The sequence below is a fragment of the Clostridium sp. C8 genome, assembly GCF_001010885.1.
Classification (GTDB): Bacteria; Bacillota; Clostridia; order Clostridiales; family Clostridiaceae; genus Clostridium; species Clostridium sartagoforme.
In genome coordinates this window covers 1-22,378 of the sequence record NZ_LBMX01000007.1, presented here as the reverse complement: position 1 = coordinate 22,378, position 22,378 = coordinate 1, and the positions used below count along the sequence as shown (strand labels likewise).

At 28.6% G+C, this 22,378-nt stretch carries 24 protein-coding genes, 2 tRNA genes and 2 rRNA genes; 6 read left to right on the top strand and 22 right to left on the bottom strand.

The window, feature by feature from the left end; translation table 11 throughout:
* Nucleotides 1–172: 172 nt before the first annotated feature.
* Together ispD and AAT22_RS01155 are read right to left on the bottom strand one after the other, a co-directional pair.
* Nucleotides 173–841, bottom strand: a complete 669-nt coding sequence (gene ispD, locus AAT22_RS01160; RefSeq protein WP_046999980.1) for a 2-C-methyl-D-erythritol 4-phosphate cytidylyltransferase — start codon at nucleotides 839–841, stop codon at nucleotides 173–175.
* 16 nt (nucleotides 842–857) lie between these two features.
* Nucleotides 858–1,949, bottom strand: a complete 1,092-nt coding sequence (locus AAT22_RS01155) for a PIN/TRAM domain-containing protein (protein WP_046999979.1) — start codon at nucleotides 1,947–1,949, stop codon at nucleotides 858–860.
* Nucleotides 1,950–2,408: 459 nt separating this feature from the next.
* Between AAT22_RS01155 and AAT22_RS01150 the strand changes: the two genes are divergently transcribed.
* A complete protein-coding gene (locus tag AAT22_RS01150) occupies nucleotides 2,409–2,801 on the top strand; it encodes a hypothetical protein (RefSeq protein ID WP_016205920.1) in 393 nt (130 codons plus the stop codon).
* 67 nt (nucleotides 2,802–2,868) lie between these two features.
* On the opposite strand, the gene disA is transcribed toward AAT22_RS01150, so the two are convergent.
* The 4 genes from disA to AAT22_RS01130 form a co-directional block, all read right to left on the bottom strand.
* Nucleotides 2,869–3,933, bottom strand: a complete 1,065-nt coding sequence (gene disA, locus AAT22_RS01145; protein ID WP_016205921.1) for a DNA integrity scanning diadenylate cyclase DisA — start codon at nucleotides 3,931–3,933, stop codon at nucleotides 2,869–2,871.
* Nucleotides 3,934–3,949: 16 nt separating this feature from the next.
* Nucleotides 3,950–5,317 carry a DNA repair protein RadA gene (gene radA, locus AAT22_RS01140; RefSeq protein ID WP_046999978.1) on the bottom strand — a complete coding sequence of 456 codons (1,368 nt, stop codon included), beginning with the start codon at nucleotides 5,315–5,317 and terminating at the stop codon, nucleotides 3,950–3,952.
* 480 nt (nucleotides 5,318–5,797) lie between these two features.
* Nucleotides 5,798–6,523: a glucosamine-6-phosphate deaminase gene (nagB, locus tag AAT22_RS01135; protein ID WP_016205923.1), complete on the bottom strand. Its 726-nt coding sequence runs from the start codon at nucleotides 6,521–6,523 to the stop codon at nucleotides 5,798–5,800.
* Complete coding sequence (locus AAT22_RS01130; protein WP_016205924.1) at nucleotides 6,520–7,242, bottom strand: GntR family transcriptional regulator; 723 nt, start codon at nucleotides 7,240–7,242, stop codon at nucleotides 6,520–6,522. The genes nagB and AAT22_RS01130 overlap by 4 nt, the downstream gene beginning before the upstream one ends.
* Nucleotides 7,243–7,685: 443 nt before the next feature.
* On the opposite strand from AAT22_RS01130, the gene AAT22_RS01125 reads away from it, so the two are divergent.
* On the top strand, nucleotides 7,686–7,913 hold the full coding sequence (locus AAT22_RS01125) for a glutaredoxin family protein (RefSeq protein ID WP_016205925.1): 228 nt from the start codon (nucleotides 7,686–7,688) through the stop codon (nucleotides 7,911–7,913).
* Between the two features lie 84 nt (nucleotides 7,914–7,997).
* On the opposite strand, the gene AAT22_RS01120 is transcribed toward AAT22_RS01125, so the two are convergent.
* The 5 genes from AAT22_RS01120 to AAT22_RS01100 all read right to left on the bottom strand — a co-directional run bounded on the left by AAT22_RS01120 (nucleotide 7,998) and on the right by AAT22_RS01100 (nucleotide 13,853).
* Nucleotides 7,998–9,461, bottom strand: a complete 1,464-nt coding sequence (locus AAT22_RS01120) for an NADP-dependent glyceraldehyde-3-phosphate dehydrogenase (protein ID WP_046999977.1) — start codon at nucleotides 9,459–9,461, stop codon at nucleotides 7,998–8,000.
* 2 nt (nucleotides 9,462–9,463) lie between these two features.
* Nucleotides 9,464–9,694, bottom strand: a complete 231-nt coding sequence (locus tag AAT22_RS01115; protein WP_016205927.1) for a glutaredoxin domain-containing protein — start codon at nucleotides 9,692–9,694, stop codon at nucleotides 9,464–9,466.
* A 27-nt stretch (nucleotides 9,695–9,721) separates the two neighbouring features.
* Nucleotides 9,722–10,657, bottom strand: coding sequence for a thioredoxin-disulfide reductase (trxB, locus tag AAT22_RS01110; protein WP_016205928.1), 936 nt, complete (start codon nucleotides 10,655–10,657; stop codon nucleotides 9,722–9,724).
* 235 nt (nucleotides 10,658–10,892) lie between these two features.
* On the bottom strand, nucleotides 10,893–13,331 hold the full coding sequence (locus AAT22_RS01105; protein ID WP_016205929.1) for an ATP-dependent Clp protease ATP-binding subunit: 2,439 nt from the start codon (nucleotides 13,329–13,331) through the stop codon (nucleotides 10,893–10,895).
* 66 nt (nucleotides 13,332–13,397) lie between these two features.
* Nucleotides 13,398–13,853, bottom strand: a complete 456-nt coding sequence (locus tag AAT22_RS01100) for a CtsR family transcriptional regulator (protein WP_016205930.1) — start codon at nucleotides 13,851–13,853, stop codon at nucleotides 13,398–13,400.
* Nucleotides 13,854–14,012: 159 nt separating this feature from the next.
* Here AAT22_RS01100 and AAT22_RS01095 point away from each other — a divergent pair, with 159 nt between their 5' ends.
* Complete coding sequence (locus AAT22_RS01095; protein ID WP_016205931.1) at nucleotides 14,013–14,648, top strand: MBL fold metallo-hydrolase; 636 nt, start codon at nucleotides 14,013–14,015, stop codon at nucleotides 14,646–14,648.
* 38 nt (nucleotides 14,649–14,686) lie between these two features.
* On the opposite strand, the gene AAT22_RS01090 is transcribed toward AAT22_RS01095, so the two are convergent.
* From AAT22_RS01090 to AAT22_RS01060, 7 genes are all read right to left on the bottom strand, one after another.
* The gene (locus AAT22_RS01090; RefSeq protein WP_008681251.1) at nucleotides 14,687–14,857 is read right to left on the bottom strand and encodes a 4Fe-4S binding protein; all 171 of its coding nucleotides are present in this window, start codon (nucleotides 14,855–14,857) and stop codon (nucleotides 14,687–14,689) included.
* A 105-nt stretch (nucleotides 14,858–14,962) separates the two neighbouring features.
* Entirely contained in the window at nucleotides 14,963–15,166 is a 204-nt protein-coding gene (locus tag AAT22_RS01085; RefSeq protein ID WP_016205932.1) for a heavy-metal-associated domain-containing protein, read from the bottom strand.
* A gap of 13 nt (nucleotides 15,167–15,179) precedes the next feature.
* Entirely contained in the window at nucleotides 15,180–16,085 is a 906-nt protein-coding gene (locus tag AAT22_RS01080) for a stage 0 sporulation family protein (RefSeq protein WP_016205933.1), read from the bottom strand.
* A 2-nt stretch (nucleotides 16,086–16,087) separates the two neighbouring features.
* Complete coding sequence (locus AAT22_RS01075) at nucleotides 16,088–17,023, bottom strand: DNA polymerase III subunit delta' (RefSeq protein ID WP_016205934.1); 936 nt, start codon at nucleotides 17,021–17,023, stop codon at nucleotides 16,088–16,090.
* Between the two features lie 17 nt (nucleotides 17,024–17,040).
* Nucleotides 17,041–17,370 carry a cyclic-di-AMP receptor gene (locus tag AAT22_RS01070; protein WP_016205935.1) on the bottom strand — a complete coding sequence of 110 codons (330 nt, stop codon included), beginning with the start codon at nucleotides 17,368–17,370 and terminating at the stop codon, nucleotides 17,041–17,043.
* A gap of 91 nt (nucleotides 17,371–17,461) precedes the next feature.
* Entirely contained in the window at nucleotides 17,462–18,091 is a 630-nt protein-coding gene (tmk, locus tag AAT22_RS01065; protein WP_016205936.1) for a dTMP kinase, read from the bottom strand.
* Between the two features lie 16 nt (nucleotides 18,092–18,107).
* The gene (locus AAT22_RS01060) at nucleotides 18,108–18,317 is read right to left on the bottom strand and encodes a sigma factor G inhibitor Gin (protein ID WP_016205937.1); all 210 of its coding nucleotides are present in this window, start codon (nucleotides 18,315–18,317) and stop codon (nucleotides 18,108–18,110) included.
* Nucleotides 18,318–18,463: 146 nt separating this feature from the next.
* On the opposite strand from AAT22_RS01060, the gene AAT22_RS01055 reads away from it, so the two are divergent.
* The 3 genes from AAT22_RS01055 (at nucleotide 18,464) to AAT22_RS01045 (ending at nucleotide 21,714) form a co-directional block, all read left to right on the top strand.
* Nucleotides 18,464–19,615, top strand: coding sequence for an amidohydrolase (locus AAT22_RS01055; protein WP_046999976.1), 1,152 nt, complete (start codon nucleotides 18,464–18,466; stop codon nucleotides 19,613–19,615).
* 148 nt (nucleotides 19,616–19,763) lie between these two features.
* The gene (locus tag AAT22_RS01050; protein ID WP_016205939.1) at nucleotides 19,764–20,711 is read left to right on the top strand and encodes a magnesium transporter CorA family protein; all 948 of its coding nucleotides are present in this window, start codon (nucleotides 19,764–19,766) and stop codon (nucleotides 20,709–20,711) included.
* 76 nt (nucleotides 20,712–20,787) lie between these two features.
* Entirely contained in the window at nucleotides 20,788–21,714 is a 927-nt protein-coding gene (locus tag AAT22_RS01045; protein ID WP_046999975.1) for an LD-carboxypeptidase, read from the top strand.
* Between the two features lie 102 nt (nucleotides 21,715–21,816).
* Here AAT22_RS01045 and AAT22_RS01040 read toward each other — a convergent pair.
* The 4 genes from AAT22_RS01040 to AAT22_RS01025 all read right to left on the bottom strand — a co-directional run.
* Nucleotides 21,817–21,891: transfer RNA gene (locus tag AAT22_RS01040), tRNA-Cys, on the bottom strand.
* Between the two features lie 5 nt (nucleotides 21,892–21,896).
* Nucleotides 21,897–21,972, bottom strand: a tRNA-Phe gene (locus AAT22_RS01035).
* A gap of 4 nt (nucleotides 21,973–21,976) precedes the next feature.
* A 5S ribosomal RNA gene (gene rrf / locus AAT22_RS01030) occupies nucleotides 21,977–22,093 on the bottom strand.
* Nucleotides 22,094–22,229: 136 nt separating this feature from the next.
* A 23S ribosomal RNA gene (locus AAT22_RS01025) occupies nucleotides 22,230–22,378 on the bottom strand; the annotation flags it as partial.

Below are 22,378 nucleotides of genomic sequence, written 5' to 3'. Positions count from 1 at the left end.
TTTCCTATAACTCCAAAGCTGGTTCAAACCCTATTGAAAATTTTACAGCCTATGAATTTTCTCTCTGAATGGCGGATTCTACTATTCTTCTTCACTGTTTTAAATTTATTAATTTTTAGCTTAATTAATTATATAGTCTCTAAAAGGTTATGTCAATATTATAAAATCTCTATTATATAAGCTTTTCTGCCAGTATCAAATCCTCTGGTGTAGTAACTTTTATATTAGTATATTCACCTTCATATAAATAAACCTCATTATTGTACATATCTACTACCATAGTATCATCTGTAACACTTATATTATTCTTCTTAATTTTATTATGACACTCCTTTATAAGATTAAATTTAAAAACTTGTGGAGTTTGAATTGCACGTAATGTATTTCTATCAGGTGTAGAAACAGAAAATTTCTCTTCATTAATGACTTTAATAGTATCCTTTGGTATGACCCCAGGTGCTGCTGCACCATAAAGTTTTGCATACTTTATCCCATCATTTATAATTCGTTCTGATGTAAAAGGTCTTGCTCCATCATGGATAAGTACAATCTCACAGTTCTCTATACACTCTAAAGCATTAAAAACCGAATCTTGCCTTTCTTCTCCACCTTCTACTATCATATCAACCTTTAAAGAATATTTATTCAATATCTCATTTTTACAATAATCTATTTCATCTTTAGGCAAAACTAAAATAATTTTATCTATTTGACTACAATCAGCAAACCTTTTTAGCGTATAGTATAATATTGGCTTACCCCTAAGTTCTATATACTGCTTACTAACTTTAGCACCCATTCTTTTACCTTTTCCACCTGCTAAAATTATTGCACTTATCATAATAACACCTACTTAACTATTCCTTTGGTTTTGCAAATATCATTCTTCCAGCAGCTGTTTGAAGTACTGAAGTTACTATAACTACTATTTGCTCTCCCATGAACTTCCTTCCACCTTCTACTACAATCATAGTTCCATCATCTAAATATCCAACTCCTTGAGATGCGTCTTTACCATCCTTGACCACAATCACCTTCATTTCTTCCCCTGGAAGAACAACTGGCTTAATTGCATTTGCTAACTCATTAATATTTAGTACAGGAACTCCTTGGAATTCTGCAACTTTATTTAAATTAAAGTCATTAGTTATAACTTTACCCTTAAGATTTTGTGCAAGCTTTAATAACTTACTGTCGACTTCTTGTATCTCTGGAAAATCTCCTTCCCAAATTTGAGTTTCTATATCAAGTTCTTTTTGTATTTTATTTAATATGTCAAGTCCTCTTCTTCCCCTATTTCTTTTTAAAGAATCTGCTGAATCTGAAATATGTCTTAATTCATCTAATACAAAATTAGGTATAACTAATGGACCTTCAATAAATCCAGTTTGGCATATATCAAATATTCTTCCATCAATGATAACAGAAGTATCTAATACCTTAGCTATGTTTTTCACAGCTCCTTTTGACTTCTTTTCCTTAGCGCTACTTTTCTTGAGATTTACAAGAATATTTGATATGTCATCCTTCTTTTCAATAAATATACTAGCAAATATTATTGCAAATATTAAGTTTAGTAGAACAAATAGTATTGGTCCTAACCCATAAAGATCTATATTATATAACGGTAATCCTAAAAGTGACGTTAATATCAATGATATTAATGCACCTAACCCACCATAAAGAAGCTCTGCCGCTGTAAGTCTTTGAATATTCTTTTCAATATATTCAATTGCTTTAACAATAGAGTCATAAATACGTGGTGAAATAATATATAATATAAGTCCAAATAATAAAGTTAAAAGAATTCGTACTGATATAATTCCAACTGGTTTAGATAAAAAAGATATTTTACTTAAAGCAGTAATAGTTACTAGTATTCCACTAATAATATATCCGCTTATAAAGCCTATTATAGTAAATATAACTCTTATAATCTTTTTTAACATAATGTCACCTCCCTATAATATTGTTTTATTTATATTTTTAATTTTATTTACTCTTTTGTAAGAAGTCTATCTCATTATACCATATAAAGGCATTATCTAAAATGAAGATTTATTAAATTCTTATTAATTTAAAATACCCCCTATAAAATAACAATCATATTAGATATTATTGTATTAAAGTTAATTAACTATAATAAGTTGCAACAAAATGAATAATATTAAATATTTTTAATTGAATAAATATTTAATTAATTTATAGTATTATGTGAAACTAAGTTTTGTAAGCTTAAAAATTAAGCAATATTCTCGATATTATTTATTTGATTTTCTTGAGTAAGTATTGAATTATTTAATATCTTATTAATTTTATTATTTAATAATTAAGCCCTATATATTTTATTATTTAATAAAATATACTTTTATTTAAAAACAGCCATAGATTTTAAGGAGTTGAGGCATATGAAAGATATAATTTTTGATAATTTTCAAAATGATGTCAATGAATCATTACTGCGCCATAAAAGTATTTTAGATATAATAACTAAATATAGTGAATCTAGCTCTAGGGTAAATAGAGCTATAGCAAAGGCCGTTACTAATTGTGGTTGTATTCAAATTTGTGCTGAGAAACAAGGCATTCCTTCTGACGAAACTAATGATTTTAATTATGAACTAAGTAATCATCTTAAGGGAACCCTTTGTGATAATTGTCGTGAAATTATCGAAAATGAAATTGGAAATAATCTATTTTATCTTACTTCTTTATGTAATTGCTTGGATTTGAATCTATACGATATCTTATTAAAGGAAGAAAATAAAATGAGTATTCTGGGTAAATTTACACTTAGATAAACTTTAAGCAGGTTTTTACCTGCTTTTTTATTATTCTCAGTTCTATTTACTTTTATACATATTTTTGTTAAATTTCATTTTTTAAGTATATTTGTTCTTTTATTCTTCTTAATCCACTTCTTATAGCTTTAGCTCTAGCTTCTCCTATTCCATCTACTTTATCTAATTCATTAGTATCTGCCTCAATAACATATTTAAGCTCATTAAAATGTTTAACTAAATTTTCAATAACTGATACAGGAATTCTTGGAACCTTAAATAAGATTCTATATCCCTTTGGAGAAATTAACGTGTCTACTAATGGTACTCCTGAATATCCTAATATTTTGGCTATTAAATCTAAATCAACTAATTCTTCCGCAGTAAGCATTTGAATTTGATTATATATATCTTCATAACTTTCCTTTTCTTTGCAGTAATCTCTTATTAATAAAATCCCATCTCTCTCTATAAATTTTATAAGCTCATTAAGTTGCATAGAAATAAGTCTTCCTTCATTCCCAAGTTCAACTATATATCTTTGAATTTCTTCTACAACTCTCATTACCATTTCTGTTCTTTGTATTGCAGTTACAACATCAAAGACAGTTGTTAAGTCCTGGAATTCCAAGAGATTTAGGTTGTTTATTACTCTTTCTAATACAGTTACATACTTTTCTAAGGTTTGTATAGCCTGATTTGCTCTTGCTAATATAACACTACTTTCTTGAAGAACATATTTTAAGTCTCCCTTATAAATAGTTATTATATTTCTTCTTTGAGAAATTGCTACAACTATATTTCCAGTTTGTTTGGCAACTCTATTAGCTGTTCTATGTCTTGTTCCTGTTTCATATGTTGTAAGAGAATGATCAGGCACAAGCTGTGTGTTAGCACAAAGAATTCTTTTTAAATCTCCACTTATTACTATAGCACCATCCATTTTTGCTAATTCATAAACATAAGCTGGTGAATACTCTGAATTGATATTAAAGCCTCCATCTACAAGCTTCATTACCTCTTCACCATCTCCAATAACAACTAATCCTCCAGTTTTAGCTCTTAATATATTCTCTAAACCTTCTCTTAAAGCTGTTCCTGGACTCATAAGTTTTAAAATACTTTTTATTTCTTCATCATCTTTTATTCTCATATACTCACCCAATCCGTTAGAATATCTTACTTATAGCCTCTCTTAAATTGCTTACTCCTATTATATTCATAGAAGCGCTAGTAACCTTATCTTTATTTCTTTCAGGAATTATTGCATTTTTGAATCCCATTTTTTCTGCTTCTTTAATCAATCTATCACAAGATGAAACTGGTCTTATTTCTCCTGTAAGTCCAACTTCTCCTACAATAACCATTCGTTCTAACTTAAATCCTGTATTTTTTACACTTGATAATAATCCTAGTGCAAGACCTAAATCTCCTGTAGTGCCATCTAAAGTAAGTCCTCCAACAACATTTACATACACATCATACTTGTAGAATGGGACTCTTAATTTTTTTTCAAGTACAGCTAATATAAGTCTTAACCTTTGACTATCTATTCCCACGGCTGTTCTGCTAGCCATGTGCATATTTGTTTCTGTAGCTAAGGCTTGCATTTCAACAAGTATCGGTCTAGTGCCTTCCATTATTCCTATAACTGCTGAACCTTCTTGATTAAAGTTAGTATCCTCTAAAAATATTCTCGAAGGATCATATATTTCCTTTAATCCTTCTTCTGCCATTTCAAAAACTCCTATTTCACTAGTTGTTCCAAAACGATTTTTCATAGTTCTAAGAACTCTAAATTCTTCTGTACGCTCTCCCTCAAAATATAATACTGTATCAACCATATGCTCAAGAACTCTTGGTCCTGCAAGTTCACCTTGTTTAGTAACATGAGCTACTATGAATAATGGTATATTCTTATTTTTACCTATTCTCATTATAGCATTAGAACATTCCTTTACTTGAGATACACTTCCTGGAGCAGATGTTATTGATTCCTTATATACAGTTTGTATAGAATCAATTATTACAAAAACAGGTTGTAATTCATCTATATACGCTTCTATTAAATCCAGGTTGGTTTCTGATAATATATATAATTGTTCAGCATTAACATCCAACCTGTCTCCTCTGATTTTAATTTGCTCTTCAGACTCTTCTCCAGAAACATATAGTACTTTCCCGTACGATTTGGATATTGAGTTTGCTGTTTGTAATAGCAAAGTAGATTTTCCTATACCAGGATCTCCTGATATTAATGTTAAAGATCCCCTTACTAAACCGCCTCCCAATACTCTATTTAATTCTCGCAGTCCAGTATCATATCTTTGTTTTTCTCCTGATTTAATTTGCCCTATACTTTTAGGCATATTATCTAAAACCCTCTGGTTATTAACTTTATTTTTAAATTCTTTTTGAGTTTCCTTTACTTCTTCAACTAAAGTATTCCATTTGTTACAATCTGGACATTTCCCCAGCCACTTAGGAGACTCATATCCACATTCTTGACAAACAAACATGGATTTAATCTTAGCCATAAATTTTACCTACCAATCTTATTTACTTTTATATTTAATATTATAATCAATATATAGTTAAATTAATAATACTTATAATTAAAATAATGTAATACTAAATAGTTAACATAGTTATTCTTGTAAGATATTAAAATTGGAGTCATATAACTTTTTAACTTTGATATAAGCTCCCGAATAGTGAATCTAATAGCTTACCATATAATTTAATTGAATATTTATTTCCACCTATATATTAACTCAATTATAAAATAACTATATCATAACAATATTATAAAAACCAATATTTATAATAAAGGTCATATGTAAATTTTCTTACTTCAAGTCAATGTAAATTTCAATATGTCCTTTAACCAACCAAAAGAAAAAAATTATAAATAGTTACCCATATAATAAACCTTTTATAATTTCTAAAGAATAAAAAAGGAATGTAATCTATTTATAATAGCATTACATTCCTTAATAATCTTTAGTATTTACATTTTATAATAATTTTGCTGCTGCTTCATCAACTATAACTGTAACATTTCTGTGCATTTGTAACATTGATGCTGGCATATTTGTACTTATTTTCCCACTTACCATTGCTTTTACAGCTTCAGCTTTACTTTCACCACTTGCTATAACTATTATCTTCTTTGATCTCATTATTCCACCAAGGCCCATAGTTAAGGCTTGGGTTGGAACTTCATCTATTGATTCAAAAAATCTAGCATTAGCTTTTATAGTATCTTCTGTTAATTTTGTTAAATGAGTTCCTGATAATAATTCATTATCTGGTTCATTAAATGCTATGTGTCCATTATTTCCTATTCCTAATAGTTGAACATCTGTGCCACCTAGTTCGGTTATTCTAGCATCATATTCTTTACACTCTTCTTCTATGTTTTTAGCTAATCCATTTGGAACGTAAGTATTGGTCTTATCTATATTAATATGATTAAATAAATTTTCATTCATAAAATATCTATAGCTTTGAGGATGGTCACCACTTAATCCGATATATTCATCTAGATTTACTGTAGTAACATTTGAAAAGTCTACTTTTCCTTCCTTGTTCATTTTTATTAATTCCTTATACATTCCCATTGGAGATCCGCCAGTTGCTAATCCTAATATTGCTTTAGGATTGCTTTTTATTATATCTGCCATCTCATCAGCTGCTTTTTTACTTAGTTCTTCATAATTTTTAGTTATTATTAGTTTCATCGTATTTTCCCCTCTCGTCTCGATATATTTACTTGTAAAATAAATTTGTCAGATCTATAAATAGCTTCTTCTAAAAATATCATTTTATTATTATGATCATAGGTCTTGCTTATAATTTTTAGCATAGGTACTTGTTTATCTACACTAAATATATTTTTTAATTCATCATCCATTATTACTGATGCTATTGATGATTGAGAATAGTCTACTGTATATCCGAAACCTTCTAATATTTTAAATAAAGATCCATTTAACATTTCCATATCAATATATCCACAATAGTCTACAGGTATATATACTGTTTCTAAAGCGACACATTCATCATCAACTATACGCTTTCTTTTGATTTTATATAATTCATCTAATGAAAATATATCTGCCAAATGTTCTGGTGTATTTATTTTGCAGAATTCAACAACTTCTGATCTAAGTTCTTTTCCCATTTGTTTTATTATTTCTGTAAAACTCATCATGTCTTGTTGTTTAAGGGTTTGTTCACAAACATAGGTACCTTTTCCCTTAATCCTTAAAAGAACTCCTTCTTGTACTAATTCTCCAATTGCTTGTCTTATAGTCATTCTACTAACACCATAAACTTCACATAGCTCTCTTTCGCTTGCTATACATTCACCTGGTTTCCATACTCCTTCAGATATCTTTGATATTAAATCATTTTTAAGTTGATAATAAACTGGAATTGGACTACTTTTATCTATCATTATTAAGCCTCCTATAAATATTATATTAAAAATTGTTATAGATGTCTAGACCAGTTGCATAATTTATTTAATTTGTTATAAAAATTAAAATTTTGCAAAAAATAAGTTTATAAACCATCAAGGAGATGATTTTATGATTAATAAAAACTATTTTTCTAATGTTCAATCTAGGAATATATTAAAAGAGAATTCTAAAAAAAATTTATCTGAAAATCTAATGTCCAACTATGTAGATACATCTTTAGATAACATGATTCTCAATTCAAACCTAGAAGATCAAAGTATTATTAAATAGATTTATTTTATATTTTCCCATTGATATAATACCATATTCTTTATTTTAATAAAATAAAAGATATTAATTGTATTTATGGCAAAAATGATGTAAAATCTATATTAAACGATACTAATTATTTATTAAAAAGAAAAGGAGTGTTTGACTAATGGTTAAAGTTTACAGTACAAATTCTTGTCCATGGTGCGTAAAAGCAAAAAATTACTTAAAATCAGTTAATGTTGAATTTGAAGATTTAAATGTACAAGAAGATATGACAGCTAGAGATGAAATGATTAGCAAGTCAAAACAAATGGGAGTTCCTGTATTAGATATAAATGGAACTATTATAGTTGGATTTGATAAAAATGCTATTGATTCAGCTTTAAATGTTTAAGATAAAATAATTATTATATTTTAAAATAAAAAGGGATGTCTGAGACATCCCTTTATTTTTTAGTTGTGCTATAGCACATTTTAATTATCTTACTATATTAATTACTGTTGCCTTTGGTCTTGACATAGCTTCTATGGAATATCTAATACCTTGTGTACCAATTCCAGATGCCTTAACTCCTGAGAATGGGAAATGATCTGGTCCTCTTTCAGTTTTGTTATTAACTTGAACTGTACCTACTTCTAATCTATCAGCCACATAAAATGCTTCATTTATATTTTCAGTAAATACAGATGATTGTAATCCATATTCTGATTTATTTGCAATTTCTATTGCTTCATCTTTATCTTTAACTCTTATTATAGGTAAAACTGGTCCAAATGGTTCTTCCCAAGCTAATCTCATATCTGTAGTTACATTATCAAATAGAGTTGGATAGATCATATTACCATCTCTTTTTCCTCCAACCAGCAAATGTGCACCTTTCTCTCTAGCTTCATCTATAAGCTCCCAAACAAAGTCTGCTGATCTTTCATCAATTAACGGTACTATATCAACATCTTCTTCTAAAGGATTTCCGACTTTTAATTTCTCAACTTTTTCTTTAACTTTCTCAACCAACTTATCTGCAACTTCATTTACAACTAAAATTCTTTTTACTGCTGTACATCTTTGTCCTGAGTAAGAATATGCTCCTGCAACTATATTAGATGCTGCAAGATCTAAATCTGCATCCTTTAAAACTATAGCTGCATCTTTTCCTCCTAGTTCCATAAGTAAAGGAACCATTGCTGTTATTCTTGATATTTTAGTTCCGACATCTGTACTTCCTGTAAAGTTTATAAAATCTATTTCAGGATGTGTAACTATATAGTCACCTATATCACTACCTCTTCCAGTTATAGTGTTTAATACCCCAGCTGGCACACCTGCTTGCTCAAAAACCTTAGCAAGATATAAACCACATAAGCTGCCTTGAGTAGCTGGTTTTAAAACAACAGAGTTTCCTGCAACTATTGCTGGTGCTATCTTTGATGCTGCTAAATTTATTGGATAATTAAATGGAGATATAGCTAAAACTACTCCTAATGGTTCTCTAGTTACTATTGATATTTTATTTCTTTTAAATCCTGGAAAACTATCTCCTGGAATACTTTCTCCTGATAAGTTTTTTGCTGTATCAGCAGTAAATCTTATATAGTCAGCTGACCTTAAAATTTCTGATTCAGAACTTTTTCTATCTTTACCTATTTCTCTCATCATTATATCTGCAATATCATCTAATTTCTCTACTAATATATCGGCAGCTTTATATAATATATCTGCTCTTTTACTTACTGGAACATTTCTCCACTCATTTTGTGCTATTTTAGCACTTTTTATAGACTGATCTACTTCTTCTTTTGTCATCGCTGGAACCTTTCCAACTAGGCAATTTTCGCCTATTGGTGAATATATTTCTATAAACTTTCCACTTTCACTACTAAGCCATTCTCCGTTTACTAAATTTCTAAATGTTCTTTCTTTGCCCCTTATACAACTAAACATATTCATCTACCTACCTTAGCTAATTCTATTTTATTCTTGTCAAATCCAACTATTATCTCACCATCTATATCAATTACAGGTACAGTTCTTTGCCCTGATACCTTGAAAACTTCCTCTCTATCCTCGTGCTTATCAGCTACATTAATCTCTTTATATTCCCAACCCTTCATTTCAAAAAATCTCTTTGCTTTAACACATGATGGGCACCATGATGTTGAATATATTTTTATCATAATATCTCTCCTTTAATCTTTCTTTAATTATTTTTTCTTTTCTACTACATACTTTTCAGCTTGTAGTGCTGCTATAGTTCCATCTGCAACAGCTGTTGTTATTTGTCTATATTCCTTTTCTCTGACATCTCCTGCTACATACACACCTTCTACATTAGTTCTCATACCTTCATCAGCTTTAATATAACCATTAGAAGTTAAATTTATATAATCCTTAAAATGATCTGTCTTCGGTACTGTTCCTATAAATCCAAATATAGCATCCATAGGAATTTCCTTTTCAGATCCATCTTTAGAATTCTTTATTATAGCCTTTTCTACAAAATCTTTTCCATCCACATCAACTAAATCTTCATTGAATAAAACCTCTATCTTAGGATGATTCATGACTTCTTCAATTGTAGCCTTTTCTCCATTAAAATAATTGTGTCTCCTTATCATAACTACTTTGGTCGCAAACTTAGTTAGAAATAATGCTTCTTCTAATGCAGAATTTCCTCCGCCTACAACTCCAACTATTTTTCCATCATACATTGCTCCATCGCAAACTGCACAATAATGAACCCCTTTTCCTGAGAACTTTTCTTCATTTGGAATAGGTAATTTTTTAGGAGTAGCCCCTGTTGCTATTATTACTGTTTTTGTTTTATATATATAACTATTAGTTTCAATTACTTTTTCTTCTCCACTAAAATCAACCTTTTCAACCATATCAAATTCATCTATTTGTGCTCCAAGCTCTTCTGCTTGTTGTTGCATTAAATCTGCTAATTCTGTGCCTGAAACCTTTTTAAATCCAGGATAATTTTCAATTGTATAGCTATTTCTAACCTGTCCGCCTAATATTTGATCTTCTAATAAAAGCATGTCTAGTTTAGCTCTTGTTGCATATATAGCTGCAGTTAACCCAGCTGGTCCACCGCCTATTATCACTAATTCTTTATGTTTAATTTCTTTATTCATAATTTACTCCTTCTACCCCCCAGGGGTATATTCTTTGATTTAATTATATGCTTCTATAAGTTAAAATGCAACTATTTTTAAATAATAATTTTTCTTACTTATGTTGATTAATTTATCTTCTCTAATATTATTACTCTATAATCTATAAATTATTAATAAAAAACTAAAGGAAGAAAATAAGAAAATTACAAAAAACAAGAGAAGATTTTTCTCAAAAGAAAATCTTCTCTTTATACTATGATATATGCTCGAAATAAAGTTCCTCTCCATTACAATGTACTTGTAGATTATCTCCACCCTTTATATATCCCTTTAACATTTCTTCACTTAACTTATCTTCAAGTTCTTTTGCTATTATTCTTCTTAAAGGCCTAGCTCCATAATTTATATCTACTCCTTTATTTACTAGAAACTTTTTACTTTCTTCGTTTAAATTAATAGTTATTTTTCTTTCCTTCAACTTATCTATGGTGCTATTTAACATTAGGTTAACTATTTTCAATATATCATTATCTTTTAGCTTATGGAAAATTATTATATCATCTATTCTATTTATGAATTCTGGCTTAAATTGTTTTTTTACTTCATCCATAATACTTTTTTTCATTTTTTCATATTCACTATCATCTATACTGCTTGAAGTTGAAAATCCCATAGTACTTTGTTTTTTAATATCATGTGCTCCTACATTAGAAGTCATTATAACAATAGTATTCTTAAAATTTACAATTCTTCCTTTACTATCCGTTAATCTTCCATCTTCCATTACTTGTAGTAATATATTAAATACATCTGGATGAGCTTTTTCTATTTCATCTAATAAAATTACCGAATATGGATTTCTTCTAACAGCCTCTGTTAGCTGCCCTCCTTCTTCATATCCAATATATCCTGGAGGTGCTCCAACTAATCTAGATACAGAATGCTTTTCCATATATTCTGACATATCAATTCTTATTAAATTCTTTTTATCTCCAAACATAGCTTCTGCTAATGCATTAGACAATTCAGTTTTACCAACTCCAGTAGGCCCACAAAATACAAAAGTTCCTATTGGCCTATTAGGATCTTTTAGTCCTACCCTTGCTCTTCTTACTGCTTTAGCTACAGCCATTACTGCTTCCTTTTGACCTACTACTCTTTTATGCAATAAATCCTCCAGCTTTAATAGTTTCTCTGATTCTTGTTCTGTTAGTTTTTCTAACGGAATTCTAGACCAAATAGACACTACTCTTGCAACTTGTTCTTTATTTACTACATAACTATTAGATTCATTATTATTCAAATTTATTTTTAAGTCATCTAAATTACTTATTAATTCTTTTTCTTTATCCCTTAGATATGCAGCTCTTTCAAAGTCTTGATTCTTTATTGACATCTCTTTCTCTTTTGTAATTTCTTTTATTTTTATTTGTAATTCTTTTATATCTGGTGGTGATATCAAATTTTCTATTCTTACTTTTGCTGAAGCTTCATCTATTAAATCTATTGCCTTATCAGGCATAAATCTATCCGTTATATATCTATCAGATAGATCCACAGCAGCTTCTAAAGCTTCATCTTCTATTCTTACCATATGATGTAACTCATATTTTTCCCTAAGCCCTTTTAATATCTCTAGGGTTTCTTCCTTTGATGGTTCTTCTATTATAACAGGTTGAAATCTTCTCTCTAAAGCAGAATCTTTTTCTATATATTTTCTGTATTCATCTATTGTTGTAGCACCAATACATTTTATTTCGCCTCTTGCTAATGCAGGTTTTAAAATATTTGCAGCATCTATTGCACCTTCTGCACCTCCCGCACCAACTATAGTATGAATTTCATCTATAAATATTATTATATCTTGAGAACTTCTTATTTCATCTATAACTTTTTTTAATCTATCTTCAAATTCTCCTCTATATTTAGAACCTGCTACCATAGAAGTTAAGTCTAGCGAAATTAATATTTTATCCTTTAGAATATCTGGAACATTTCCACTAATTATTCTTTGCGCTAATCCTTCTATCACAGCTGTTTTTCCAACTCCAGGCTCTCCTATTAAACAAGGATTATTTTTTATTCTTCTACATAATATTTCTAGTATTCTCTTATTTTCACTCTCTCTGCCTATTACTGGATCTAAGGAGCCTTCCCTCGCCATATCAGTAAGATTTCTTCCATACTGATTTAATAAAGGTGTTTTTATACTTTTTCTCTTATTTTTATCTTCTATTTTTATTTCTTCTGCTTCTTTTTTATATAAATAGTCACTTATCTCATTTTTTATAAACTTTAAATCTAATTTTAAATTTGAAAGCATAGTATAAGCTATACCTTCTGTATCATCTATTAATGCTAATAAAATATGCTCAGGATTTATATATTTATGATCATACATCCTTGCTTTAATTAAACTATCATCAAATAATCTTTTTGTTCTTGGATTTAACAACATTTCTCCTACTGATATATCTATATCCCCAAAACCAAGATAATCCTCTATGAGCCTTTTAACCTTATCAATGGTAGCTCCATTAACATATAATACTTGTTTTGCATATCCACCTTCTTTTAGTATCCCTAAAAGAATATGTTCTGTTCCTATATACCCATGTTTAAAATATTGTGATTCCTTCTGAGCCTCTACAAGTACTAATTGTGCTCTCTCATTAAACTTCCCAAAAACCATACATACCTCCATACCCTATTGCTAAACTTAACAATCTTCAGATAAATTTTGGCTATTTAAATTATCTTACGATAATACTACTGTAATAATTCCTTTAAGTATTTGAGATCTTAACTTATTTTTATCTTCAACATTTACTAATGTCCTATCATTTAAGGATATCTTTATTATTTCATATTCTTTTTCTGTAATACTATTAGTGTCCCTTAAATGATTTAATATAGATAATGCGTTTCCATATGTTATACTTTCGCCAATTGAAGTATTTATTAAGTCTACTCTCTCGTCCTTATCATCGTATGTTATTTTTTTAATTACTATGCAGCCCCCGCCACCTCTTTTACTTTCTATTATATAACCCTTCTCATAAGTAAACCTAGTTGTTAGTACATAATTTATTTGTGATGGTGCACATGAAAATTTATCTGCTAATTCATTTCTTTGAATTGATACTTGTCTTTCTCTTTCTTGCTTTATCATATCTTTTATAAAATTCTCTATTGTATCTGAAATTCTTGCCATATTTTCACCTTCTTAAACTTCATTTTAAAACTGACCTTCTTTGACTTTTATTATATATTATAAATCTTAATATGTCCATTTTATAAATTTTATTATCTTTAGTAAGAATATGAATTATATTACAACTTTTACTCAAACTATATAAAGAGGTGATTAAATATGGAAATTAAGTGGATAGGTAACACAAGTTTCTTGATAAAGAACTCAATCGGTAAAAGAATCCTTTTAGACCCCATGCAAATATATCCTTATATAGAAAAGTATGATTTAAAACCAGATATAATTACATTTAGTCATACCCATAATAATGAAATTATTAATAAATTTATTGATAAAGATTGCATAATAATAAATTCTCCCTGTTCATTTTCTAATGATTTTATAAACTTAGATGGTTATGAGACATTTAAAGATGATCTTAATGGTTTTAAACGTGGAGAAAATATAATTTATTATCTAAATATTGATGGTTTTAAGATTTGTCATTTAGGTTCTCTTGGACATAGACTTGACAATAATTTATTAAGTAAATTATCAGATTTAGATTTTTTGTTTATTCCAATTGGTGGGCACTTTTGCTTAGATGGATTTTCAGCTGCTAGACTTGCAATAAATTTAAAGCCAAAATATATAATTCCAATGTGTTTTAAAAATTCTTCCGAATATTTTTATTTAGATGGCCCTCATAAATTCTTATCTTCTATAAAAAACATCTTCTCTTATGATTGTAGTACCATATATTCAGATGATTTATCTTTTGGAGATAAATGCTCTGTCATACTATTATCAACATAAAAATAAAGAACCGCTAAATTAGCGGTTCTTTATGTAAATTATGCTTGTACTGGAGCTCCTACTGGACAAACATTTGCACAGTTTCCACAATCTATGCAAGTATCCTCATCAATAACGAATTGAGTATCTCCTTGACTTATAGCATTAACTGGACATTCTGCAGCACATGCGCCACAGTTTACACATGAATCTTCAATCTTAAATGCCATAAAAGCACCTCCTAATATTATGAATTTATTTCACAATCTATTTTATCACAATGATTTAAATTTTAAAAGGCTTAAGAAGAATTTATACAATATTGATGATAGACTTTAGATTACACTATATCCTGCTTCTTCAATTGATATTGCTATTTCATCAACTCTTATACTTTTATCATCATATACTACATTTACTTCTTGCTTATCTAAATTGATTTCGCAAGCAACAACCCCTTCATTATGTGATATAGCTTCTCTTATGTTAATAACATCCTTATTTGTATTAAGATTAGCTATTTTTAATACTGACTTCATTCAGCTTCCCCCTTTAATTCTCTTTAATAAGATCTTTTAATAACTTTTTATCCTCTGGTGATTCAATTTCTAGCTTTATATCCGATTCATCTACTGAATCTTCATAACTACCTTCTATAAGCTCAATATTGTCTATTTTAAACTCTTCTATAACTTCTTCATCGCCTCTTCTATATTTAACCTTTATACTTTCCTTAACTATATTGTTACCTACTACTTCTCCTTTTACATCACCTATTTTGACAATTGATTCAACTTTAGGTAATCTCTTTCTTATATCTTCATATGTACTTTGTTCATAATTTAAACAACACATAAGTCTTCCACATATTCCTGATATTTTAGTTGGATTAAGTGACAAGTTTTGTTCCTTTGCCATTTTTATAGATACTGATGCAAAATCGCCTAAAAAAGTTGAACAACAAAGTGACCTTCCACAAGGGCCTAACCCACCTAGCATCTTTGCTTCATCCCTAACACCGATTTGTCTTAACTCTATTCTTGTTTTAAATATAGTGGCTAAATCCTTAACTAGTTCTCTAAAATCAACTCTTCCATCTGCTGTAAAGTAGAATATAACCTTATTATTATCAAAAGTGTACTCTACATCTATTAATTTCATGTTTAATGCATGCTCTTCTATTTTCTTTAAGCATATTTCTAAGGCGTCTTTTTCTTTTAATTTATTATCTTTATGTTTATTTATATCTTCCTCTTCGGCAACTCTTAAAACACTTTTTAAAGGAGCTACTATATCTGATTCGGATATTTCTTTAATACCTATTACACACTCCCCAAACTCTATTCCTCTTGCTGTTTCTACAACCGCAAAATCACCTTTTTTTATGCTTAATCCATTTGGATCAAAATAATATATCTTACCGGCTTTTTTAAATCTTATACCTACAACTTTTATCATTATTAAACCTCCATAAATCCTATAAGCATTACTCTAATAGTTAATTGAAAATTAGAATTACTTAATATTGTTTTTCTAGCTTCTCCTATTTTATCAATAATTTTATTAAGTTTCTTATAGGACATTTCAATAGCTAATTGTTTTATATTTTCTATTTTATCCCCATTTATTATTACATTAATTTCATTTACTTCTTTATAGACAATTATATCTCTTATAAAGGAGGCTAAAATGTTTAATATTTCTTCCTTTTTATCCTTATATGATAATATCTTAACTTCAAAATCTAATAATTTTTGAAGATTTCCATTAACTAATATATATAACAAATCAATTAGTAAATTTCTTAAATCCTTTAATGAAGAATCCCTTAAAAACTTTTCCGCTTTTCCTGGAATACCTTCACTATATGAAATTGCAGCCTTAATTTCTTCGTTACTATAATTCTCTGTTCCTAATCTTTCTATATAAAGCTTAACTTCATCTTTTGTTAATGGAGTTAATTTATATATCTGACATCTTGATTTTATAGTATCCAAAATAAGTTCTAAACTTTCACATAATAAAATTATAAATACACCTTTTGGTGGCTCTTCTATAGTTTTTAAAAGAGCATTTTGAGCTTGCACTGTCATCTTATTTCCATCATGAATTATTATAACCTTCTTATCTCCCTCAAATGGCTTCTTACTTACCTCATCTACTACGTCTCTTACATCATCTACTCCAAAGGAAGACTTTTTACATCTATAATTTACAATATCAACATAATTTCTATCTTGATGACCGCCTAATATATTTATTGCTATTAATTTAGCTAAATTACTTTTTCCAATACCATCTTCTCCAACAATTATATGTGCATGGGAAATTTCTCCGGTTAATATTCTTTTTCTTAAACTTTCAATTATTCTTTCATGTCCAATAAAATGTCCCATTACACCCTCCAATGTAACTATATTTTAATAAACTGATCTACATCTATAACAAATACAGTTGCCCCTCCAACTTCAATTTCTATAGGATAAGACATATACATGTCAACATTTCCTGTAATAGGAGTTGGTGTTGTTATAATTTGCTTTCTAGTTTTACAAATATCTTCTACAACATCTATAACATCTTTAACTTTACTTTCTTCTACCCCTATAATTAATGTTGTATTTCCTGATTTTAAGAATCCTCCAGTAGATGCTAATTTAGTAACTCTAAATCCAGCCTCTGTCATTGCATCAACTAGATCTAAAGCATCATCGTCTTGGACCATAGCTATTACTAACTTCATATTAACCCCTCCAATAAATTTATACTCCTTTAACAATATTCTATCATAAAAGAGATAAAAATTAATTAAAAAAATTTTTCTATACTATATTTTATTCAATAAAGTTAATAATTATTTCCTTAACTTCACTAAAGACCTCTTCTATTGATTTTTCAGCGTCTATTTTTATAAATTTATCTTTGTTACCTTCGTATAGCTTATGGTAACCTTCCCTAACCTTATTATGAAAGTCCATTTTTTCTAAATCTAATCTATTTACTTCTCTACCTTTATTTTTATTTATTCTTGATAATCCTATTTGTGGGGACACATCAAATAAAATGTTTAAGTCAGGCATGTACTCTCCAACTGCAAACTTATTTATTTGATATATGTCACTCATTCCTATACCTCTTGCATATCCTTGATAAGCTAATGATGAATATATAAATCTGTCACATAGAACTATTACACCATCATTCAACTTTGGTACAACTCTTTCTACTAAATGTTGTCTTCTTGCTGCTGTATATAATAAAGCTTCTGTTTTCCCATCCATACTAGTATTTTTAGTATCTAATATTATTTTTCTTATGTCTTCTGATATTTGTATTCCACCTGGTTCTCTTGTTTTTATACAATTTATATTATTCTCAATTAAATATTCATATATCATTTCTAAAATTGTACTTTTACCAGATCCTTCTCCACCTTCAAATACTATAAATTTTCCTCTGTTCATTTATTTATACCTCATATCATTTTATATTATAGTTACTTAAAAGCCAACATTTAACCTTTTCCTTATAATAATCGTATTCAAAATCCTCTACGCTTATATTAGATATCTTATTGTTGCAGTATTGACATAATAAGCTTTTTTCTATAATTATATCACTATATATTTCATTTCCACAAACCTTACATTTATTTTCATTTTTATCTATACCTTTTATTAATAAATCCATATAACCTCATCCTTTTATAATAATTTTTTATTATAATTCTCACCTAATAATTGTATTCTTATACTTTTCTAAAAAGTTATATTTAATAAATAATTATTTGTATTTAAGGGAAACTTAAAAGTAAGATAATTTGGGAGGACGATACTATGAAACAAGAAATGATTAGTAATTTAGAAAAATATAAAGATGATATAAAAAATTTAAACACTTATTTATATAATAATCCAGAAGAAAGTTATAAAGAGTATAATGGTTATAATTATATTTGCGACTTTTTAATTAATAATAATTTTAATGTGAAAAGAAAATTTTTAGACTTAGAAACATCATTTTATGCTTCTAAAGGTAATGGCTGTCCTAAGATTTGTTTTATATGTGAATATGATGCGGTTCCAGGTGAAGGGCATTTAACTGGTCATAACTTATTAACTACTACTTCAATTGCAGCTGCATTATCCTTAGGTTCAATAATAGAAAAAATAGGTGGAAGCGTAATAATTATAGGGTGTCCAGGTGAATATCTCGGGGGAACAAAATCGGTCATGGTTAAGCAAGGAGTATTTGATGATATAGATGTAGTACTACTTGCACATCCTGATATTGTGACCTCTGAAAGTGGAAGTTCATCTGCAATAATTCCTTTAAGCATTAAATTTATAGGCCATAGTGGGTTAAGTTTTTTGAATAAAGGTACTTATACCTCATTAGATGGAATACTTTTAACTTTTAATATTCTAAATTCATTATTAAAAGGATTTCCTGAAGATGTCGAAGTCAATTCTATTTTATCTAATGGAGGATTTACACCTTTATTATTACCGCTAGAATCTGAAGCTAAGTTTTATATTCGAGCCAAAGAGATGGATATAGCAAAAATAGCTGAAAGTAAGCTAAGAGAAATAGCTATTTACGTTTCTAAATTAATAAGAGTACAATATTCAATTTCTTTATATGAACCTGAAAATGAGGAATTAGTAACAAATAGAACTTTAAATAGATTATTTAGTCATAACTTAAAAGAAAATGGAATAATAAACATTGCAGACCCTAGAGATATTTATTCTGGATTAAGTTTAGGAATAGTAAGTAAAAAGGTTCCTTGTATTCATCCATATATCTCTGTAGTCCCTAATGAAGATATAAAATATGGTACAAAGGACTTTGCTAAAGCTACTATAACAGATTATGCATTTGATGAAGCTATGAAAGCTGCACTATCATTATCATTTACAGGATATGATATTATACTGAATGAAAATCTTTTGTCAGAAGTAAAAAGTGAATTCTATAAGAAATAAATCTCTATACAAGATATATAGCGTTTAAATAAACACTATATATCTTTTTTATTATATACATGATTTTTATATAAAATTTATTTATTGTATTACAAATGGCCATATTAATAGTATAATTAACTTTGGAATCTATTTAAGGAGGTTAATTATGATACAAATTTACAAAAGTATTAGCGAGCAAAATCCAACATTAAAGGTTCTTGATAATTTAGAAGCTGGTTGTTGGATCAATATTATAGCTCCTTCAGATGAAGAGTTAATTTTAATTTCTAAAAAAACAGGAGTTCCTTTGTCATTCTTAAAGGCTCCTCTTGATGATGAAGAAACCTCTCGTATAGATATAGAAGATAATTGTTTATTAGTTGTAGTTGATATTCCTTTCACAGAGATGGAAGATAATTCTCTTACATATGACACATATCCTTTAGCAATAATTCATACAGAAAAGCAACTTATTACTGTGTGTTTAAAGAATAGTCGTATTTTAACAGATTTTATAAATGGTAAAGTTAAATCATTCTATTCATTTAAGAAATCAAGATTTATATTACAAATATTAAACAAAATATCAACATCTTACTTAATTTACTTGCGTCAAATCGATAAAAAAAGTTTAATGATAGAAAAAAGATTACATAAATCAATGAAGAATAGAGAATTGATTCAACTGCATTCATTAGAAAAATCATTGGTTTACTTTTCAACATCTCTTAAAGCTAATGAGATAACATTAGAAAAGATGCTTAAATTAGAAATAATGCAAAAATACGAAGAAGATCAAGATGTATTAGAGGATGTTATAATTGAAAATAAACAAGCTATTGAGATGACAGAAATATATAGTAACATACTTGCCAGTACTATGGACTTTTTTGCTTCTGTTATTTCAAACAACTTAAATATAGTTATGAAGGTTTTAGCATCAGTTACCATAATAATGGCTATTCCTACTGTTATTGGTGGACTATTTGGAATGAATTTTACTCGAATGCCACTTATACATAATGAGTATGGTTTCGAAATTACTATGATTGCAACGTTAATATTAAGCCTTGGTACTGCATATATATTATATAGAAAAGATATGTTTTCTTAGAAATAAAGCTAGTTGAAGTACTAGCTTTATTTTTTTGGTAGTATATTAACATATAAATAATTTTAAGTAGGTGTATATGTTGTTAAAATTGAAATCATTAACTAAATCCTCTACTGTTGGTATTATTGCTCCAGCATCTCCTGAGTCAAAAGATTTTATTGATAATAAAATAGATATCTTTAAAAAACTAGGATTTAAAATAAAAAAATCAGAGCACTTATATGATTCATATGGATATCTAGCTGGTAATGATAAAAGTCGTGCAGAAGATCTTAATTCTATGTTTGCAGATAAAGAAGTAGATGCTATAGTTTGCCTTAGGGGGGGCTATGGTTCAATTAGAATGGCTCCTTATTTAGATTTAAAGATTATTAGAAATAATCCAAAAATATTTTGTGGCTATAGTGATATAACCTTATTATTAAATTATATAAATAGAACTTGTAAATTTCCTACCTTTCATGGTCCAATGATAACTTCAAACTTTAGTGATATTATGACAAAAGAATTCTTTTTAAAAGTTTTGCAGAATAATAGTTCTAAAATCCAGTACGATTTAAAAGAATTATGTGCCGATAATTATATAACATTTAACAATAAAAATTTTAGCGGTAGTATAGTTGGTGGAAATTTATCAATAATATGTTCAACTATCGGAACACCATACGAAATAGATTTTAAAAACAACATCTTACTCATCGAAGATATTAATGAAAGTCCTTATGCTGTGGATAGAATGTTATCCCAACTTATTTCCTGTGGAAAACTTCAACAAAGTTGTGGAGTACTCTTAGGATACTTTACAGATTGTATTAATAAACCTACTGATTTTTCAATAGAAGAAATTATAAGGCAAAAATTAGTCCCTCTAAATATCCCTATAATTAATGGAATTCCGATAGGACATGATTATCCTAATATTACTATTCCAATAGGAGCTCAATTTGAGTTTTTTAGTGATACTAATTTACTTATTCAAAAGAAGGTATTATTTAAATCTTAATATTAATTAAATTATTACAATACTTTCTTTTTATTTTATAATTACTTCATCTTCTATAAAAGTTCACAAAAAAATCCTACAAGAAATTCTTGTAGGATTTTTTGGAGGCGCCACCCGGATTTGAACCGGGGGATAAAGGTTTTGCAGACCTCTGCCTTACCACTTGGCTATAGCGCCATACCTGGTGGCTCGACCAGGAATCGAACCAGGGACACGAGGATTTTCAGTCCTCTGCTCTACCGACTGAGCTATCGAGCCACATACCTAGCAACGTTCTACTCTCCCACACAGTCTCCCATGCAGTACCATCGACGCTGTAGAGCTTAACTTTCCTGTTCGGAATGGAAAGGAGTGTTTCCTCTACGCCATCATCACTAGATAAGTAACGGTCCAAATTTTAATTTGGCTACCGGAACTTATGCAAATTGCCTTAGCAATTTGTATTCCTTTTTCAGAGTATTCTCTGAAAATTGCATATGAATTATAAATTTCAACCAAATCTTTGTGTTTTTTTATTGGTCAAGCCCTCGACCTATTAGTATCAGTCAGCTAAATATGTTACCACACTTACACCTCTGACCTATCAACCTTGTGTTCTTCAAGGGGTCTTACTAGCTTATGCTATGGGAAATCTCATCTTGAGGGGGGCTTCACGCTTAGATGC

Excerpts from the sequence above, each read along its gene's own strand:
- AAT22_RS01105 (WP_016205929.1), bottom strand. The coding sequence starts at position 13,331 with ATGGTTTTTGGGAAGTTTAATGAGAGAGCACAATTAGTACTTGTAGAG.
- radA (WP_046999978.1), bottom strand. The coding sequence starts at position 5,317 with ATGGCTAAGATTAAATCCATGTTTGTTTGTCAAGAATGTGGATATGAG.
- AAT22_RS01155 (WP_046999979.1), bottom strand. The coding sequence starts at position 1,949 with ATGTTAAAAAAGATTATAAGAGTTATATTTACTATAATAGGCTTTATA.
- AAT22_RS01090 (WP_008681251.1), bottom strand. The coding sequence starts at position 14,857 with ATGGCATTTAAGATTGAAGATTCATGTGTAAACTGTGGCGCATGTGCT.
- AAT22_RS01150 (WP_016205920.1), top strand. The coding sequence starts at position 2,409 with ATGAAAGATATAATTTTTGATAATTTTCAAAATGATGTCAATGAATCA.
- AAT22_RS01095 (WP_016205931.1), top strand. The coding sequence starts at position 14,013 with ATGGAAATTAAGTGGATAGGTAACACAAGTTTCTTGATAAAGAACTCA.
- AAT22_RS01045 (WP_046999975.1), top strand. The coding sequence starts at position 20,788 with ATGTTGTTAAAATTGAAATCATTAACTAAATCCTCTACTGTTGGTATT.
- AAT22_RS01050 (WP_016205939.1), top strand. The coding sequence starts at position 19,764 with ATGATACAAATTTACAAAAGTATTAGCGAGCAAAATCCAACATTAAAG.
- AAT22_RS01070 (WP_016205935.1), bottom strand. The coding sequence starts at position 17,370 with ATGAAGTTAGTAATAGCTATGGTCCAAGACGATGATGCTTTAGATCTA.
- disA (WP_016205921.1), bottom strand. The coding sequence starts at position 3,933 with ATGAGAATAAAAGATGATGAAGAAATAAAAAGTATTTTAAAACTTATG.
- AAT22_RS01130 (WP_016205924.1), bottom strand. The coding sequence starts at position 7,242 with ATGATAGATAAAAGTAGTCCAATTCCAGTTTATTATCAACTTAAAAAT.
- ispD (WP_046999980.1), bottom strand. The coding sequence starts at position 841 with ATGATAAGTGCAATAATTTTAGCAGGTGGAAAAGGTAAAAGAATGGGT.
- AAT22_RS01055 (WP_046999976.1), top strand. The coding sequence starts at position 18,464 with ATGAAACAAGAAATGATTAGTAATTTAGAAAAATATAAAGATGATATA.
- tmk (WP_016205936.1), bottom strand. The coding sequence starts at position 18,091 with ATGAACAGAGGAAAATTTATAGTATTTGAAGGTGGAGAAGGATCTGGT.
- AAT22_RS01125 (WP_016205925.1), top strand. The coding sequence starts at position 7,686 with ATGGTTAAAGTTTACAGTACAAATTCTTGTCCATGGTGCGTAAAAGCA.
- AAT22_RS01080 (WP_016205933.1), bottom strand. The coding sequence starts at position 16,085 with ATGATAAAAGTTGTAGGTATAAGATTTAAAAAAGCCGGTAAGATATAT.
- AAT22_RS01100 (WP_016205930.1), bottom strand. The coding sequence starts at position 13,853 with ATGGCAAGAATTTCAGATACAATAGAGAATTTTATAAAAGATATGATA.
- AAT22_RS01075 (WP_016205934.1), bottom strand. The coding sequence starts at position 17,023 with ATGGGACATTTTATTGGACATGAAAGAATAATTGAAAGTTTAAGAAAA.
- trxB (WP_016205928.1), bottom strand. The coding sequence starts at position 10,657 with ATGAATAAAGAAATTAAACATAAAGAATTAGTGATAATAGGCGGTGGA.
- AAT22_RS01085 (WP_016205932.1), bottom strand. The coding sequence starts at position 15,166 with ATGAAGTCAGTATTAAAAATAGCTAATCTTAATACAAATAAGGATGTT.
- nagB (WP_016205923.1), bottom strand. The coding sequence starts at position 6,523 with ATGAAACTAATAATAACTAAAAATTATGAAGAACTAAGTAAAAAAGCA.
- AAT22_RS01120 (WP_046999977.1), bottom strand. The coding sequence starts at position 9,461 with ATGTTTAGTTGTATAAGGGGCAAAGAAAGAACATTTAGAAATTTAGTA.
- AAT22_RS01115 (WP_016205927.1), bottom strand. The coding sequence starts at position 9,694 with ATGATAAAAATATATTCAACATCATGGTGCCCATCATGTGTTAAAGCA.
- AAT22_RS01060 (WP_016205937.1), bottom strand. The coding sequence starts at position 18,317 with ATGGATTTATTAATAAAAGGTATAGATAAAAATGAAAATAAATGTAAG.